Annotated in this window: 15 protein-coding genes; 13 read left to right on the forward strand and 2 right to left on the reverse strand. The window is 36.7% G+C overall.

Annotated features, from left to right (window positions below; genetic code table 11):
* Positions 1 to 23: 23 nt before the first annotated feature.
* From AC3A54_RS22325 to AC3A54_RS22355, 7 genes are all read left to right on the forward strand, one after another.
* Positions 24 to 1232 (forward strand): iron-containing alcohol dehydrogenase, encoded by a 1209-nt coding sequence (locus AC3A54_RS22325; RefSeq protein WP_308080481.1) that lies wholly within the window; start codon positions 24 to 26, stop codon positions 1230 to 1232.
* Between the two features lie 176 nt (positions 1233 to 1408).
* Positions 1409 to 3313 (forward strand): alkyl/aryl-sulfatase, encoded by a 1905-nt coding sequence (locus AC3A54_RS22330; RefSeq protein WP_487656287.1) that lies wholly within the window; start codon positions 1409 to 1411, stop codon positions 3311 to 3313.
* Positions 3314 to 3468: 155 nt separating this feature from the next.
* Complete coding sequence (locus tag AC3A54_RS22335; protein WP_487656288.1) at positions 3469 to 4740, forward strand: MFS transporter; 1272 nt, start codon at positions 3469 to 3471, stop codon at positions 4738 to 4740.
* Between the two features lie 42 nt (positions 4741 to 4782).
* Positions 4783 to 5493: a hypothetical protein gene (locus tag AC3A54_RS22340; protein WP_487656289.1), complete on the forward strand. Its 711-nt coding sequence runs from the start codon at positions 4783 to 4785 to the stop codon at positions 5491 to 5493.
* A gap of 17 nt (positions 5494 to 5510) precedes the next feature.
* A complete protein-coding gene (locus AC3A54_RS22345) occupies positions 5511 to 6065 on the forward strand; it encodes a polyhydroxyalkanoate biosynthesis repressor PhaR (RefSeq protein ID WP_487656290.1) in 555 nt (184 codons plus the stop codon).
* 26 nt (positions 6066 to 6091) lie between these two features.
* Entirely contained in the window at positions 6092 to 7159 is a 1068-nt protein-coding gene (locus AC3A54_RS22350) for an alpha/beta fold hydrolase (protein ID WP_487656291.1), read from the forward strand.
* Between the two features lie 6 nt (positions 7160 to 7165).
* Complete coding sequence (locus AC3A54_RS22355) at positions 7166 to 7561, forward strand: YidH family protein (RefSeq protein WP_487656292.1); 396 nt, start codon at positions 7166 to 7168, stop codon at positions 7559 to 7561.
* A gap of 247 nt (positions 7562 to 7808) precedes the next feature.
* Here the strand turns inward: AC3A54_RS22355 and AC3A54_RS22360 are convergent, their stop codons facing one another.
* A complete protein-coding gene (locus AC3A54_RS22360) occupies positions 7809 to 8015 on the reverse strand; it encodes a hypothetical protein (RefSeq protein WP_487656293.1) in 207 nt (68 codons plus the stop codon).
* Between the two features lie 179 nt (positions 8016 to 8194).
* Between AC3A54_RS22360 and AC3A54_RS22365 the strand changes: the two genes are divergently transcribed.
* The 5 genes from AC3A54_RS22365 to AC3A54_RS22385 all read left to right on the forward strand — a co-directional run bounded on the left by AC3A54_RS22365 (position 8195) and on the right by AC3A54_RS22385 (position 14283).
* Positions 8195 to 9685, forward strand: a complete 1491-nt coding sequence (locus AC3A54_RS22365; protein WP_487656294.1) for a spore germination protein — start codon at positions 8195 to 8197, stop codon at positions 9683 to 9685.
* On the forward strand, positions 9678 to 10775 hold the full coding sequence (locus AC3A54_RS22370; RefSeq protein WP_487656295.1) for a GerAB/ArcD/ProY family transporter: 1098 nt from the start codon (positions 9678 to 9680) through the stop codon (positions 10773 to 10775). The genes AC3A54_RS22365 and AC3A54_RS22370 overlap by 8 nt, the downstream gene beginning before the upstream one ends.
* Positions 10772 to 11899, forward strand: a complete 1128-nt coding sequence (locus AC3A54_RS22375; RefSeq protein ID WP_487656296.1) for a Ger(x)C family spore germination protein — start codon at positions 10772 to 10774, stop codon at positions 11897 to 11899. The genes AC3A54_RS22370 and AC3A54_RS22375 overlap by 4 nt, the downstream gene beginning before the upstream one ends.
* A 30-nt stretch (positions 11900 to 11929) precedes the next feature.
* Positions 11930 to 12994: a pyruvate kinase gene (gene pyk / locus AC3A54_RS22380; protein ID WP_487656297.1), complete on the forward strand. Its 1065-nt coding sequence runs from the start codon at positions 11930 to 11932 to the stop codon at positions 12992 to 12994.
* A 236-nt stretch (positions 12995 to 13230) separates the two neighbouring features.
* On the forward strand, positions 13231 to 14283 hold the full coding sequence (locus tag AC3A54_RS22385; protein WP_487656298.1) for a serine hydrolase domain-containing protein: 1053 nt from the start codon (positions 13231 to 13233) through the stop codon (positions 14281 to 14283).
* Between the two features lie 74 nt (positions 14284 to 14357).
* Here the strand turns inward: AC3A54_RS22385 and AC3A54_RS22390 are convergent, their stop codons facing one another.
* Positions 14358 to 16022: a M1 family metallopeptidase gene (locus AC3A54_RS22390; protein WP_487656299.1), complete on the reverse strand. Its 1665-nt coding sequence runs from the start codon at positions 16020 to 16022 to the stop codon at positions 14358 to 14360.
* 173 nt (positions 16023 to 16195) lie between these two features.
* On the opposite strand from AC3A54_RS22390, the gene AC3A54_RS22395 reads away from it, so the two are divergent.
* Positions 16196 to 16690, forward strand: a complete 495-nt coding sequence (locus AC3A54_RS22395) for an arsinothricin resistance N-acetyltransferase ArsN1 family A (RefSeq protein WP_487656300.1) — start codon at positions 16196 to 16198, stop codon at positions 16688 to 16690.
* The last annotated feature ends 428 nt before the right edge of the window (positions 16691 to 17118 follow it).

Here is a 17118-nt window from a genome sequence, read left to right on the forward strand (position 1 = left end):
AAAATAAAAAAGCAGGTGATTCTATGTCGACATCATTTTTTCAATTTTCTGTTCGAACGGTTGTAAATAGCGGGGCGGGATCAAGAACTTTGCTTCCTGAGATGATAAAAGGGCTTGGGGGTAAACGAGCAGTACTTTTCACGGATAAGGGTTTAACCCAGGCCGGAATTACAGCTCAAATTAAAGAATTATTTGAAATCATGCCGGGTACGCCTGAGCTGGTTGGGGTGTTTGAAGATATCGAACAGGATGCAAAAGGTGAAATTATTAATCGAGGAGCTCGTTTCTTTAAAGAATGCAACGGTGATTCCTTAATTGCTCTTGGTGGCGGCAGCGTTTTGGATACGGTAAAAGGGATCAAGTGGATGCTCCATAAAGGTTTGAATGATATACGTGATTCCCTTCTTACCGGAAATGTGATGGAGTGGTGGCCAGAAGCCCAATATATTTTTATTCCGCATGTAGCTATTGCGACAACGGCGGGTACGGGTGCTGAAGTATCACCAGTAGCCGTTATCCTTAATGAAAAGATTGGAATAAAAACAAATCTTCTTCATCCATTTATCAATGCAGATATGGCGATTCTGGATCCGGATTTAACTGTAGGGCTTCCTCCTAAAATCACTGCCTTTACAGGATTTGACGCATTAACTCATGCAGTGGAGGCTTATTTTTCACAAAAGGCCAATCCGATGACAGACGCCTATGCAATTCAATCGATTCGAATGATTGTAGACAATTTAGAAACTGCTGTTCGAAAAGGGGACGATCTTTCAGCAAGAGCGAATATGCTAATGGCAAGTTCGATGGCTATCTCTGCTTTTTGCCTTGCGATGAATGCGGTTCCAGTCCATAACATGGCACATGCGTTAGGGGCAAAATTTCATATCCCGCACGGGCTTGCAAACGCTGTATTGTTGCCAAATGTAATGGAGTCCCTGCCGACGTACTATTTGCCAAGAATTACGGGGTTTGCCCAAGCGTTGGGAATCGCAAATCCATCAGAGCAACCAGAGAAATGTTTAGCGGAAGTTGTCCAATATATAAGAGATCTCCGCAAAGCAGTGAATTTGCCAGACACTTTTGGTGAATTTGAATGTAACGAAGAGACGCTTCAACATTTGGTACCAGCTGTTCATAATGACCCTGCCGGAGTTTTCTATAAGATACCAGCCACGATAATCACCAAAGTGATAAATGAAGTTTTCGAGGTACCTGCGATAAAGGCTTAATCTCGTTTACAAGATGTAAAGCGCTAATTTTACATTTCATAGTCTGGCAATCTAGTTATATGGAAAACACTTGAAAACTCCTCTTAATGTTTGGTTGGTGAACTGACATTATAGCCAGGTAGTCAAAAGTGTTTTCCTTTTTTTAAAATTTAAAATAATAATCCTTGGAGGTTTGTATGAAAAGTAAAGTTTCAACTCAACCTATGTCCGCAACTTCTTTTACAAAAAAGGCAAATTTAGCAGTGTACGAATCTCTAAATTTTGATGATTTACAGGATTTCGTAGATGCAAACCGAGGCTTTATTGCACCTTTAGAATCCAACGTGATTAAGGATGATTCTGGGGAAATCATCTGGGACATAGAATCGTTAGAATATCTAAACGACACGGCTCCGGACACAGTGAATCCAAGTTTATGGAGAAATGCCCAATTACAGGCTATCTCGGGTTTGTTTGAAGTAGTAGAAGGGGTTTATCAAATTCGTGGACAATCAATCGCCACCACTTTCTTTTTTGAAGGTAAACAAGGAGTCATTGTCTGTGATGCATTAGGAAGCACTGAAACTGCTGAAGCTGCAATGGAATTATATTATAAACATCGTCCAAGAAAGCCAGTTTCAGCCATCATTATTAGTCAAAGTCATGCTGACCATTTTGGCGGTATTCAAGCAGTTCTAAAATATGCGGAGAATCCAGATATTCCAGTTATAGTTCCCCAATATTTTACAGAAGAAGCGTTAAGTGAAAATGTGCTTTTAGGGACAATCATGGCGCGTCGAGCAGAGTATCAGTTTGGGAAAAATTTACTTGACGGCACAAAGGGCTCCGTATCTATAGGTATAGGTAATACGATGAGTTCAGGGACGATGAGTTTTGAAAAACCTACTGTTGAGATTGTAAACGAAATCCAAACGATGGAAATCGATGGGGTAACCTTTCAATTTCTATTAACTCCAAACACAGAAGCACCAGCTGAAATGCATTTTTATATCCAAGAGTACAAAGCATTATTCGTATCAGAGAACGCCAATAAATTGATGCATCAAATTTATACGGTAAGAGGGGCAAAAACCCGGGATGCCCTTCATTGGGCTAATTCACTCGATAAAACAATCGATTTATTTGAAAATAAAGAGATTGATGCCTTGCTCATGATCCATGCATGGCCTGTTTGGGGTAAGAATCAGGCATTAAACCATTTGAAATTGCAACGTGATTTATATAAATATATGCACGATCAGACTGTTCGTTTAGCCAATCACGGATATACGATGGATGAAATAGCTGAAACAATCAAACTTCCAAAAGCATTGGATACTTATTGGGGGAATCGTGGATATTACGGTACTTTAAAGCATAATTCAAAAGGGATTTACAATTTTTACTTAGGTTATTATAGTGCTCATCCTTCAGATTTAGACCCATTGCCACAAGTGGAAGCTGGACTTAAATATGTAGAATACATGGGTGGAGCGGCTAACATTTTGAAACAGGCAAAAGCTGACTTTGAAAATGGTGAGTATCGCTGGGTAGCTCAAGTATTAAAAAATGTCATCATGGCCGACCCGGAAAATTCGGAGGCAAAAAATTTATTAGCGGATGCATTCGAACAATTAGGATACCAAGCTGAATCTGCCAATTGGCGTAATATTTATCTTGTCGGTTCATCGGAACTAAGAAATGGAATTAATAAAGATAATTCCCCATTAGATGTTTCCGGCATCATAAAAAATATGCCAGTAGATGAATTCTTAAAGCTGATTGCTGTTAAACTAAACGGTCCAAAAGCAGAGGGTAAAAAAATAACGCTGAATGTAACGTTATCAAATTCCAATCAAGAATATGCGATTTACTTAGAAAATTCCGTTTTAATTTATAAAGCTGGTAAGTTTGATGCTAATTCAGATGTTTCCTTAACTCTTGATCAATTTACATTCTATGGAATTGGACTTGGTATGCTTTCTCCAGAACAGGCTGTAGCAGCAGGTAAAGTAATCATTTCTGGTGACCAAACAAAATTGAATGAATTTTTATCCCTTTTAGATAAGTTCGAAGCTCTTCCAAATATCGTAACTCCTTAATTAACAAAGAAAAATATTTAGATTCAATTTTTTTATATTAAGCACCTGCTCAATTTTTCTCGCTATTAGGGCGAGCAAAGTAGGTGTCTTATTTCCTTATGTATGATTGCTAATTTTTATCGAAAGAAATGAATGGATGAGAGGCTGGAGTTGTAATGAAAAGATGGACAAAATGGATTATTTTACTTGCAATTTTTATTATGTCTATTATTAATTTTGCTGATAAATCAATTACAGGTTTAGCCGGAATTCATATTATGGAGGATTTGAATCTAACCTCCACTCAGTTTGGTATTGTTGGCAGCAGTTTTTTTTGGTTGTTTTCAATAGTTGGAATAATAGGGGCTTCTTTATCTGATCGTTATGGAACTGGGAAATTACTGGCTATCATGGCACTTATTTGGACAATTGCGCAATCTATGTTGTTGGTTGTATCAAGTCTACCGCTACTAATAATTAGTAGAGTATTACTAGGTGCAGGAGAAGGTGCTTTTCAAGCAACCGCAGTCAGCCATATTAGTAAATGGTTTAAACCAGAATCACGTGGACTTGCCATATCGATCATAAATTTTGGCAATATTGTGGGGATCGCTGTTACTGCCCCAATTGTGGTTTTTCTAATCTCAAATTATGGTTGGAAGCAGGCGTTTTTTGTTTCTGGTATTTGTAGCTTTGTCTGGTTAATTTGTTGGATTTGGCTGGGACGCATGAAAGCACCTGTATCTTTTGAAGAAGAAGTAAATATACAGGGAAACAAACAAAATATTAAGAGGAAAGATATCTGGAAAGCTTTACGATCTCCCATTTTTATTTTTACAACTTTAACTTCATTTATTGCCTATTCTTTAATTGTCTTTGGACTCACCTTTAATCCTTCATACCTAATGAAAGTAAAGGGATTATCTGAACAACAGTCTGCAATGGTTATTGCCATTTCCGGATTAATAGGAGCGATACTTGGAATGGTACTAGCCATCATTTCAGATCGTTTATACAAAAAAACTCAAAGTTTGTGGAAGTCGCGAACTCTATTTACTGCCATTTGTGCTATTCTAGCAGGGATTTTGTACTCAATGTATCCCCTATTAAATGGTTCGGGTTCAATAATCATCCTTCTTTCTTTAGTAAATACATTAGTAGCCACAATAAACACACTTAATCCTACGGCAGTAACTAGCTTACTCCCACAGCGGAGAGGTGTTATGACTGGTACTTATTATGGAGTAATGACTTCATCAGGTATTGTTACTCCAATTATTTTTGGAAAACTCATCCAAGCTTCTGGTTCAAATCCAGCAGGTGGTTTTAGTACATCCATTTATGGGATGGCAGTTGGTATGGTGATTGCAGCTATACTCATATACCTTTTCGGAAAACCAAAACAACGAATCTCAACTGAGAATGATAAAAGAATAGTGAACCTCTAATGGCAACTTTGATTAAAAAAATTTTAAAAGGATGTGCGAAATATGGCTGCAAAAAAAGATAATCTAAAAGAATCATTGAAAGAAACAATAACGCGAAAGAAAAAACAAGAAGTTGACGAAACGCTTGAAACTGTAAGTGAACCATTAAAAGAGGAAAAAGAGGACGAAGCAATCACTGTCGATGGCGAAAATGAAGCATCGGTTTCTAGCCTAGACCTGCTCTGGAAATTTGCATATCAGGAATTTGATGAATGGGTAAAGTGTGCTGAACATCGCGACGAAGTCTTTTTAGAAAAGGTGAGACGATTCTCTGAAAGTGTACAACGGAATCAGGGAAATAAAATAGCAATAGCAGAGCAATTTACAAAGGAATTTACTGAATGGGAGAAGACTGTTCGAGATGAATTTTTAATGTCAACCACAACCTTGCAGCATTTCTTTCCGGTTCAGTCTTATGAGGAAATGAATGCGCAAATGAATCAAATTCAAAAGACAGTATTGTCACTCTTAAGTACACCGTGCCGAAATATTGCAAACTACCAATCGATTGAGAAATATGTAGAAATGATGGAGCATTATATTGTGCTTAGGAAAAAAGGAAGAATGCAATATATCAATACTGTTAAACAAACTGGAAATCCTCTATATGAATTTCAAAAAGGATTTGTCAATCTGTTTACAACACAATTCAAAGAACTTATCTTACCGCTAAATAAATATATGGAAAAAACGGAAGAACCTTCAAAGTCATAATTTAAGGGAGAAACAATATGTCAAATGAAAAAATCTATGACCTATTTTCTGGATTCAACCAATTGAGTGAAATGTGGGACAAACAAGTAACTGGCCTATTATATAACCTAACAGACAACCAAGAATTTGTGCGCACAGCAGGTTCAGGCCTAAACACCTATTCATTTTACCTAGAGCGACTTAGAAAGCACCAAGAGCAAATTGCGGCACTAATGAATATCCCGACAAAGAAAGATGTCGCTAATGCCGCAAAGTTGTCTATTCAGACAGAAGAAAAAATAGATATTTTAGAAGAACAAATTTGGAAATTACAAGATAGTGTAAGCTCCATTACTAAAGAAAATTCAGGAATGTTCGAAGAAGTAGTCAATATTGTCATGCAAATGAAGAATGAATTCCAAAAGATGGCCCAAGAGCTGGCGGAAACGCAAAAAATGAATGCTGACCTTCAGGAATTGCGCAAAGAAATAGAGAGAGGTCTCATCGAAATAGAGCAGGAAAAGCAGAAAAAAGAACCGAAAAAAAAGCAGGATAAAGAACTAGTGCTCACTGGTATTAACACAATAAAATAACAACATTGAAGGGAGCATTAAAAATAATGAAAGCATTTGGAACAACCCTTTTTCCAAACTTAAATTTAGAAAAAGAAACGAAACGGTGGAACCAGCTATATAAAATTATGACCGAGCCAAAGCCAGATATTGTACCTACACCGAGACAGACTGTCTGGAAGAAAAATAAAGCAACCCTATGGTATTATCCTGCAAAGGAAAAAAGACATGCGATTCCGTTATTTCTTGTATACTCCTTGTTAAATAAGGCGTACATTCTTGACATCGGGGAAGGAAGCAGCGTTGTAGGCGGACTTACCGAGCGCGGCTATGATGTCTACCTATTGGACTGGGGCTCCCCTGGGCTTGAAGATTCTGATATCACTCTTGATAATTATATCATTGATTATTTGGAGAACGCCCTTAAACGAGCTTTAAGACATTCAGGTGCAAAGGAAATATCCCTTGCCGGCTATTGCCTGGGAGGAACCATTGCAGCCATCTTGGCTTCCATAACGGAATTGCCAATTAAGAATTTATCCCTTGCGGCCGTACCAATCGATTTTAGTATCGGCATCTTTCCTGATAAAATGCTGGAAGCACTACAAAAAGGGCAGCTAAGTCTTGACCGTTTTGCTGATGCACATGGGACCATTCCATCAGAAATTATGCATTTGATATATAGGATGGTATCACCTGGTTTTGCAAGTTCTAAGATCAATCTCGTCACCCGTGCACATGATGAGAAATATGTAGAAAAGTGGCGCCGAATGGATAAGTGGACGAATGACTCTGCTTCGTTTGCAGGTGCTGCATTCAAACAGTTGTTTAACGATCTCTATCAAGAGAACAAACTCTTAAAGGGAGAATTGGTGATTGGTGGCAGGAATGTGGATTTAAAGAATATAAACTGCCCGCTTTTTGTCTTCTCTTGCTCACGTGACACAATTATATTAGATAAGCAAAGTCTTCCGGTGATGGACCTTGTTTCAAGTAAGGATAAAACTTATGAGGTTTTTGAAGGTGGACATGTTTCACTAGCATTGACCGGGGTATTCGCTGAAGTTTGGGATAAGTGGCTTTCGGCTCGATCAGAGGAAATGAAGGGGATTTAATCATTAATGAAAGCTTTATATAGAATAGAAGAGTCATCAGGAGATAGTGTAAAGTATGCACAGCAGCATTTAGCAAATGAAAGAACATATCTTGCATGGATACGTACGGCTATATCGATAACAGGAGTAGGTTTTTTAACAACTTCATTACATTTTACAATTAAAATCAGTTCCAATCACTACATTAATACCTTAGTCATCATTCTTGGAATCTTTGCGTGTGTTATCGGTTTTATAACTTGTGTATTATCTACGATACAATACACACGGAAAAGAATGGAAATTAAAGGTGGAATCTACACACCTTCTAACCATTCCATAATCTTTGTTTCTAGTTTATTTGCTCTGTTAATGTTCATGATTTTTATGTATCTTTCATTTTTATTATTAGTGAAGTCCTAAGTAATGCTGCCACCAATTACATCTGTTTAAAACATAATAAGTTTTATAATCTTATTCACTTTACACCTCTGACAGGGTTGAGGTCGGGGGTTCGAATTCCTCACAGGTCATCGTAAAAAGTCCTTGATATCAAGGGCTTTTTTTGCTTTTAGAGGCAAATGGGGCGATTAATAAACGGGATAAATTGATTATTTGAAGGACAAGAGCAAGGGGTCTTGTCCTTATAAATTGTCTAAATTATAAAATCTCATTTCTTAAGGTTATTACTTTTCTTATATTCCTTTTCTGGAAAATCGCCTTCATCTATTCGGTCATTCTCTAAATTTCTTCTAACACTGACAGTGTACTTTCCTTCTTTGTAACTATTAACCCTCCATGATTTATCACTCATATTGTTTTTCCTTTCCTTTAATTTGATTTTAACACTTATTACCAAATAAGCGTCTGATTTCATTAATCCCTCATTCTTTATTCGTAGTTTTAGGAGAAATCTGATTAATAATTAATAAAATAATTCGGTACAATATGGTAATTACATAAACAGATCGAGTCTGAATAAGGAATATGGATAGAATAACCCTTATTTATACTGGAAATACTTTAGATGAAAAAATGAGTAAAGGATGTTTTTTCATGTTCAGAAAAAAGATAAAAAAAATGACAAGTTCTAATGAATGTGAAAACTTCCAACACGAAGAAATGAAATCTTTCTCTGCCAATTTAACTGACAACATACTCTTTATTCAAAATTCACTTGTTCATACCGAAGATCTCATTATTTATGAGGTATTTGAAAAGGGTTCCCTACTTTACATTGAATCTCTAGTCGATTTGGAAAAAATCTCCGAGAAAGTTTTAACTCGCGTTTTGAGCAGTATGGATGAAATGATATATGACAAGAAAATTGATAACTTATTTGATGCCACAAGTTTGCTCTTAGATGGATATTCTATTTTCATATCGGAAGGTAAGAAATACGCAGCCGTTTTCTATACTTCAACTCTTGAAACGAGAACGATTCAAGAGCCTTTAAGTGAAAAAGTGTTAAGAGGTTCACATGTAGGTTTCATTGAAAGTTTAGAAACAAACATTCAATTAGTGCGAAGGTCCATTAAAAATCCGAAACTGTGTGTAAGGTATATGACGCTGGGGGAGAGATCCCATACGGATATTGCGATTATCTATATAGAGGATTTGATTAACACCGACATTATCAAAGAATTATACCGACGGTTATCTTACTTAAAGGTAGATTATATTCAAGCACCTGGACACATCCAAGAATGTATTGAAGATGAATCATTCTCACCTTTTCCTCAAATGTTGAATACGGAACGGCCTGATCGGGTAGTGTCTAATTTAATGGAAGGAAGATTTGCCATATTAGCAGAGGGGAATCCGACAGCTATTATCGCACCCGTTAATTTCTTTGCTTTTTTACAGTCACCTGACGATTATAATAATCGATGGCTGATTGGTTCCTTTATTACGATATTCCGAATATTAAGTGTCATGATTGCTATTGGATTACCTGCTATATATATTGCAGTGGTTTCCTTTCATTATGAGGTAATCCCGTTTGAACTTGTATTTGCTTTAAAAGGAACATTGGAATATGTACCCGAAATCCCTATTGTGGAAGCCTTGTCCATGCTTATTATCTTGGAATTATTAAGTGAGGCGGCCACTCGTTTGCCGAGTCCGATTGCCCAAACGATTGGTGTGGTTGGAGGTTTAGTCATCGGGACTGCGGTAGTGGAAGCTAATTTAGTATCAAATTCTATGGTTGTGGTTGTGGCCTTAACAGCAGTCGCTTCATATGCCATACCTGTCACTGAGATGGGAACGTCGATTCGCTTGCTTGGTTTCCCTCTTATGGTAGCTTCTTCTCTATTTGGCTTTATCGGGATTGTAATCGGGTTAATGATGATTCTCGTTCACTTATGTAAGTTAGAATCCTTTGGTACACCCTATTTCTCTCCTTTAGCACCCTTTAAGTTATCGGATAATAAAGCTACTGTTATCCGCCTTCCTCTTTGGAAAATTATTAAAAGACCAACCAGTACACGGCCAAAGGATATCACTCGGATAGGCAATCCTAGAGGGTGGAAACGAAATGAATGAAAAGAGCATTACCCAAAGACAATTATTTTTTATGATATTCCAATCCCAAATAGGAATTGGGCTACTATCACTTCCTGTTAGTGTTCATAAGTACACCCAAAGTGATGGCTGGATATCTGTTCTTATTGCAGGTTTTAGTATACAGGTAGTGATTGTTTTATTATGGATTTTACTTTGGGGATTTAAAGGAAAGACCATCTATGAAATTACTGTCATCGTTTTTGGTAAATTTCTAGGGAAAATTATTAATTTTTTTTACATGCTTTTCTTTTTGCTTGTAATGTCTTTATTATCTCTTTTGTTTGCGGATCTTTTAAAAAAATGGATTCTGAATTATACACCTTTTTCTATATTAATATTGCTATTAATTTTAACAGGGATCTATATTGGCAAAAACAATTTGAGGGTCTTAGCCCGCTTATATACACTTGCTACTGGTGTAATCATTATATCGATCGCACTTCCTTGGTTCGCATTTTCGACTAATATTCAATTGGCGTATCTATTTCCAATTGGTCAATCAGGGTTGAAAAATATGGTTATAGGTGCTCATGATGCGATTGTCGCCATGATAGGATTCGAGTTAATGTTGATGATTTTACCCTTCGTTGAAGGAACATATAAACAATCATTAAAAAACATTTCATTGGCAAATATGATGGTTACTTTGTTTTATGGTTATTTTTCGGTGAGCTGCTATTTGATATTTAGCCCTGAGGAGATCAAGATAGTTCCAGAACCTGTTTTGTATATATTGAAAGCGGTCAATTTTACGTGGATTGAGAGACTAGATTTAATCTTTTTATCCATTTGGATCATACCCATGTCTACATCTTTTGTAACCTATTTATATCTTTCAAGTTCAGGAGCAGCTAATCTCTTTCATAAAGGCAAAAGAAAGCATCCCGTTTGGTACTTGCCGCTCATTGTCTTTCTGATTGGGTTATTTCTCTCCTCCGAATCCGGAATTGAACAATTTGGAAAATATGTCTCTTTTAGCAGTTATGCCTTTATTGTCTTAATTCCATTGCTTACGTTATTCATATCCATAGTAAGGAAGAAGTTCAACTATAGGAGTTCATCTTTATGAGAAAATGGAAAGCCATCTACGGCGTTTTTGTCTTATGGTTATTAACGGGGTGTTGGGATCAACATCTATTAAAAGATAATAGCTTAGTTTTGGGCATTGGTCTTGACGTAGCGGAAGGGGAGAAGCTTTTAAATACTGCAGTCATTCGGGTAATTAGATCAGATAGTGCTGCCGTAGGAAAACCTTCTGCAACGAACGTTATTTATAGTACTACAGGTAATACCTTTAGAGATACTCGAGCAGGTATTGAGAAGCAATTAGGCGGGGAATATGCTCCGAATAAATTGCGGGTACTTGTCCTAGGAGAAGATTTAGCTAAAAAAGATATCTATCCAATCTTAGATATCTTATATAGAGATCCAAGGAATTCTTTAGCGGCGAAACTGGTGATTACCCGGGGTACCGCTAAAGATCTTTTGAAAATAAATAAGTCAAAAGAAGTTTTTATTAGTCAAAAGCTGCTGGATGCAATCAACAGATCAGAAAAACATACACTAATTCCGATTGAAACTATTCAATCTATTTGCCCTGATTTATTTGACCCTGGGAAAGATTTTGCCTTGCCATATGTAATGAAAAAAGGGACAGACTCTTTTGAAATACTGGGAATGGCACTTTTTCATGATAAGAAGTTCACAGGAAAGATATTGGAAGGTGAAGATGCTACGACCTTGTTATATCTGAATGGAGAAGATAGCGATGTGTCAAGGTTTACTTTAAAGGTCAATCCAGAAGAAGCACGGCATCAGAATCAATTCATATCGACCAGTACTTTTTTAAAGGATCAAACGTTAAAAGTGAAAGTAGATAAACAAAATAAAATCTCAGCTGAAATCACCTTAAAAATAAATATTACAGCTGTAGAATATCCACTAGATCAGCTTTCTAAGAAAAGTGCAATAAAGAAATTGAATAAAGAGATCTCCAAGCAATTAACAAAAAAGGCTGAATTTGTTATACAGGAACTACAACAAGCTAATTGTGATTACTTTGGAATTGGAAGGAAAGTTATGGCCTATCATCCAAATTCATGGAAGGCAATTGATTGGGTTGATACGTTTCCAACCATTGATATAAAGGCGAAAATAGAAGCGGAAATAACAGGGACGGGAATTATTAAATAAATGCAGAAGTCTTAGATTAGGAGGATAAATATGATAGATCGTATATGTACTATTGGGCCAGCTAGTAATAGTAGGGAGGTCATCTCTGAACTTATCGATCACGGCATGACAATGATCCGTTTAAATCTTTCTCATGGAAATCACCAGAGCCACCAGAAGGTTATTCAACTTGTACGTTCAATAAGTGAAGAAAAAGGCAAGGAATTAAAAATTCTCGGTGATCTTCAAGGTCCTAAAATAAGGTTAGGTCAGTTTTCTGATGACAGCATCCTCCTTCAAGAAGGTGATCAATTTTTATTAACAACTGATGAAGTTGTTGGTAATAAACAAGTAGGGAGTATTGACTACAAGGGATTAATTGATGACGTTAAAGTGGGGAGTAAAATTCTAATCAATGATGGTGAGGTTGAATTAACTGTATCTGAGATTGATGCTGATTCCATTAAATCAGTCGTAAAAGTAGGTGGAACGATCTCATCGAGAAAAGGAGTTAATGTACCCGGCACTGCACTCTCATTGCCGGCCATTACAGAAAAGGACAAGGAAGATATACAGTTTCTTATTAATAATCAAGTAGACTTTATTGCCTGTTCGTTTATTAGGAAACCGACTCACATTGAGAATGTTCGCGAATTTGTGAAACAGAGTACTCCGAATCCTCCTAAGATAATGGCAAAGATTGAAACCCTTGAAGCCTTACAGAACTTTAAAGAGATATGCGAAAGATCAGATGCTATCATGATTGCAAGAGGTGACTTAGGAGTCGAATTGCCTTTCCAATGGATTCCTCTTATACAAAAATCAATAGTAGATGAATGTAACAAAATAGGGAAATATGTGGTTACGGCAACCCAAATGTTACAATCTATGACCGAACATGCTGTTCCAACAAGAGCAGAGGTAACCGATATCTTTCAAGCTGTGTTAGATGGAACGAATGCTGTAATGCTATCCGCAGAGAGTGCTTCTGGTTCTCATCCAATTGAAAGTATAGACACATTGCAAAGGATATCTCATTTTTCTGAGAGTGTTAAAAAGTATCATCCTTTTGATATGAATGATCTGTTAAAGCTAATCAATAATGAGCTATTCTAATGAAATTTTATTTATAATAAGTTCAATGAATTTCCATGGAGATAAGAGGGGATAGAATCTATATGAAATATGAAGGTTCGTCCCCCCTCGTAAGTCATTACCTATAAACGGATCAAGCCCTTTCAGTGTATAGGGTTTTAGGCATTTTTTCATATTTGATGTTTTTAGCTATGAATGATTTCTCAGCTTTTAATTAAAAATAAGCAATAAATAATATTTAAAGATGAGGACTTAACATGAAGCATAAATATCTTTTAATTTATTTGCTACCCCTCATACTCTCCAGCTTTCACATCCATGAAACCTTTAAACCTTCACACAATGTTTCTGCCCGTTCAGTAATACCTGCAACAAAGGAAATGCAAGTCCAGCAAAAGATTAAAGACTATTTGCAATCCAACCATATAAATGGAAGTATTGCGGTAGTGAAAAACAAGAAGAAGTTATTTTCTGAAGGAATCGGATACTCCAACATTTCTAATCGAACGTTAAATAATCCATCTACAACCTTTCCGATTGGTTCCATAACCAAAACAATGGTTGCGGTCTGTATTCTTCAACTTCAAGAAAGCGGTAGGTTGCGGATTCAAGAATCAGTATCTAAATATGTTCCCGCCATTTCGAGAAATGTGAAGATCGTCCATTTGTTAAATCATACTTCGGGAATCCGCTCACCAATTTGGCATGTGGGGGACAAGGAGCCTAAGGAAATAGTTAATAGAGCTGGAATTAGCGGTGTTAAATTCCTTCCAGGTACAAATTGGGATTATAATGATATTAACTACATCGTCCTTGGCCATATTGTTGAACAAGTATCAGGGCTCCCTTTGCATAAATATATCAAGAAAAATATTTTTAATAAGGCATCCATGGTCAACGCGGGATTTATCACCTCTGAAAAACCTGCTTTGTTTACATCTGAAGGATATATCAAAATTGCAGGACACATAATTCATGCAAGTACACTGAATCCGCCTTTGCTTTTTGGTTGCGGGGATATTTACGCTACAGCACTTGATGTAAGCCTGTTTGATGAAGCTTTGATGAGCGGTAAGCTTATTTCAAGCAGAAGCTTAATGGAAATGGTAGAGACAAAACAAAAATCGAGTTATGGTCTAGGCATTTATCATAAAGATGACCGGGTTTACAGCAGAGGGGTTGTTGGGGGATGGGAGTCGCTTCATGTATATTATAATGATAAAACTTCCATCGTTCTTCTTCTGAATGTGAGAGATAAAAAGTGTGATATCAAAAAAGTAGCTGGCGACATTTATACCATTATTCAATGACCTAAAAAGCCTTCGATTCCAATAGATCATTGGGGTCGAAGGCTTTCTTTTATCATTTCAATACTTATTTTTGGTTAAGAACTAACCTCAACAACCTCTTGGTCAGCCGGGAAAACTCGATGATCCTCGAAAAATTTGGTTAAATCCTGTTTACTTGTCTCTTGCATAATTCTAATAAAATCAGCAGTAGTCGATACACCAAATTTCATCTCTTTAAAATAGGCTTGCAGGGAAGCGTAGAATTGGTCGTCACCTAACTCTTTTCGGAGATCATTCAGTGTTTCGGATCCGTACATATATATAGTGTAATAATAGTTTCGTTTACTTTCTGTTCCATTTTCAAAGAAATTTTCAATGGAATGAGTGAGGTGACCATCTGTTAATCTCACTTCGTCCACGGGAGGACTTGTATCTAAAGTCTGGTCGAATAAAGCGGCAGCATAACTAGCAAAGGATTCATCCAGCCATGGTTCATCAAATTCATTATTTCCGATAATTCCATAAAACCATTGATGACCAATCTCATGTGCGGTAGTAGATTCAATTCTAGCTGCTTTCCCATCGGAAGGTATGGATATCATGACAAGCTGAGGGTATTCCATACCTCCAAACCAGCCTTCCATTGAACAAATATCGAGTTCAGGCCATGGATAGGCTCCAAACTTTTCACTGAATAATTGAAGACTCTTACTACCGTATTCCATTAAATCTACATATTCCGTATGTTCATCTTTATAGTAAATATTCACATTTACATTTCCGACCTTCGCTTGTTTTATCTTATAGGTAGGATCCATTTCCATCGCAAAATCCCGGACATTTTCAGCCTTATATTTATGAGTAGCTAATGTCCCGTTAATCTTCGGCTTTCCAACTTCGGTTCCTGTTGTAGCGATGATTTGCTCTTTTTCAGTTGTAAGGGTTACATCAAATTGTCCTGATAACGAATAAAAGGATTCACCACCGTTGAAATAAGGGTCTACGTTCCACCCCTCATTATCATAAACGGCAAGAATAGGAAACCAGTTCCCTAATGAGGTGGTCGTTTTATTCCAGCCAAAGCGGTCCAGTGCTTCTGGAACAAACACTGAAAAGGTCATTTCAACCTTAGCCTTTTCTTTCTTTTTCACACTCACTTTAGATATATGTAGAGTGGTGCCTTCAAGGGAATAGGTTGCGAGCTGTCCATTTACCTTTATTTGGTCAAATGTCACATTAGCATCTTTTTTAGTCTTTAATAAATAGGTGTTAGCATTTGCCCATACGTTGAAATACAAGCTTGTTAAATCTACATCTAAGTTATTAAGAAAATCGACACTCAAGCTGCCCTTTATTACATGATTACTAGAATCATATGTGACATCCATTAAATAGTGTGGATTGGCAGGGCCTCTTACTTTACTTCCTGGCCCATGATCAATGGCAACACGCTTATCAACAGGTTCTTCTTTGGGCTGCTCCTCTGTAGGCTTTTGTTCATTTGCTTTGTTTTGTTCTTCGGCTTTGGGCTTTTCTTCAATCACAGGTTTGGCAACTGTCTTAACCACTTTAGGTGGTTTTACTTCCTTAGTTAAGTCATTTTGATAATAGAAAAGTGCCCCAAAGGTTAAGAGAAGAAAGACACCAGTACCAATCATTTGAACTTTAGTTTTACCTGTTTTTTTCTTAGAAGCAACAATGGTCCAACTAAGAAAAATAAGAAAACTGAGAAATGATAAAATGACTAACATCAATTTCATTAAAATCCCCCTTTTTCTATTTTTTAAAATTTAATTCTGAAGATTCTAACATCCATATGGTTAGACGTGACTTTTACAAGAAAGTTACCTATAAGGAATTGAAATAAATTTTTCATTGTACTAGTGTATTAGTAAATAGAATGTGATTTTACTTATTAAAGGAGATGTGAATGATGGCAGAGGTAGTTATACGAATAGCAGAAGAATTGGATCTTCCGTCCATACAATCTATTTACAATCAAGGTATCGAAGATAGAGTTGCCACGCTTGAAACGGAAACAAAAGATATCTCCTATATGAAGGAGTGGTTTGAGAAGCATCAGGGTCGATATAAGGTGATTGTAGCAGAATATGAAGATCAAATTGTTGGCTGGGCTTCTTTGAATCAATACCATAACCGATGTGCTTATGACGGTGTTGCCGATCTTTCTGTTTATATTTCAAGAGAATATAGAGGAAAGGGAATTGGCAAAATGCTTCTAGCTGAACTAGAATTCCTTGCGAAAGAAAATGGCTTCCATAAAATAGTTTTATTTACCTTTCCATTTAATCAATTAGGACAGGGATTATATACAAGAATGGGTTTTAGGGAAGTAGGGGTATTTAAAAATCAAGGGATCCTTGATGGTAAATTTGTTGATGTCATGGCGATGGAGAAAATATTGTAGTCTTTATTAAAAAGATTGATAGTAGTGGCATATCAGTCTTCTTTATTTTGGTCTTTTCGTAAAATTTGAGGCTATCTGTATTTTTTGTTTATGATCCAAAAGCACCTTCGCACAGATTGAGTGAATTAAAATTCAACCCGTCTGAATCTGAGGTACCTTCGGACAGAGTTGGAGGAAAAAGTAAAACACTGTCAAAAGGGATGGTAACTTCGGACAGAGTAAGAGGAAAAAACAGAAACACTGTCAGAAGGCAAAGCAACTTCGGACAGAATAAAAGGAAAAAACAGAAACACTGTCAGAAGGCAAAGCAACTTCGGACAGAATAAAAGGAAAAAACAGAAACACTGTCAAAAGGCAAGGCAACTTCTGACAGTGTAAGGGGAAAAAACAGAAACATTGTCAGAAGGCAAAGCAACTTCTGACAGAGT

It is taken from the genome of Neobacillus sp. Soil_C_43 (genome assembly GCF_057656715.1).

What these genes read in the sequence shown, in the direction of transcription:
- AC3A54_RS22325 (WP_308080481.1), top strand. Translation starts at nt 24, where the DNA reads ATGTCGACATCATTTTTTCAATTTTCTGTTCGAACGGTTGTAAATAGC.
- AC3A54_RS22355 (WP_487656292.1), top strand. Translation starts at nt 7,166, where the DNA reads ATGAAAGCTTTATATAGAATAGAAGAGTCATCAGGAGATAGTGTAAAG.
- AC3A54_RS22375 (WP_487656296.1), top strand. Translation starts at nt 10,772, where the DNA reads ATGAGAAAATGGAAAGCCATCTACGGCGTTTTTGTCTTATGGTTATTA.
- AC3A54_RS22390 (WP_487656299.1), bottom strand. Translation starts at nt 16,022, where the DNA reads ATGAAATTGATGTTAGTCATTTTATCATTTCTCAGTTTTCTTATTTTT.
- pyk (WP_487656297.1), top strand. Translation starts at nt 11,930, where the DNA reads ATGATAGATCGTATATGTACTATTGGGCCAGCTAGTAATAGTAGGGAG.
- AC3A54_RS22340 (WP_487656289.1), top strand. Translation starts at nt 4,783, where the DNA reads ATGGCTGCAAAAAAAGATAATCTAAAAGAATCATTGAAAGAAACAATA.
- AC3A54_RS22335 (WP_487656288.1), top strand. Translation starts at nt 3,469, where the DNA reads ATGAAAAGATGGACAAAATGGATTATTTTACTTGCAATTTTTATTATG.
- AC3A54_RS22360 (WP_487656293.1), bottom strand. Translation starts at nt 8,015, where the DNA reads ATGAAATCAGACGCTTATTTGGTAATAAGTGTTAAAATCAAATTAAAG.
- AC3A54_RS22350 (WP_487656291.1), top strand. Translation starts at nt 6,092, where the DNA reads ATGAAAGCATTTGGAACAACCCTTTTTCCAAACTTAAATTTAGAAAAA.
- AC3A54_RS22330 (WP_487656287.1), top strand. Translation starts at nt 1,409, where the DNA reads ATGAAAAGTAAAGTTTCAACTCAACCTATGTCCGCAACTTCTTTTACA.
- AC3A54_RS22385 (WP_487656298.1), top strand. Translation starts at nt 13,231, where the DNA reads ATGAAGCATAAATATCTTTTAATTTATTTGCTACCCCTCATACTCTCC.
- AC3A54_RS22365 (WP_487656294.1), top strand. Translation starts at nt 8,195, where the DNA reads ATGTTCAGAAAAAAGATAAAAAAAATGACAAGTTCTAATGAATGTGAA.
- AC3A54_RS22395 (WP_487656300.1), top strand. Translation starts at nt 16,196, where the DNA reads ATGGCAGAGGTAGTTATACGAATAGCAGAAGAATTGGATCTTCCGTCC.
- AC3A54_RS22370 (WP_487656295.1), top strand. Translation starts at nt 9,678, where the DNA reads ATGAATGAAAAGAGCATTACCCAAAGACAATTATTTTTTATGATATTC.
- AC3A54_RS22345 (WP_487656290.1), top strand. Translation starts at nt 5,511, where the DNA reads ATGTCAAATGAAAAAATCTATGACCTATTTTCTGGATTCAACCAATTG.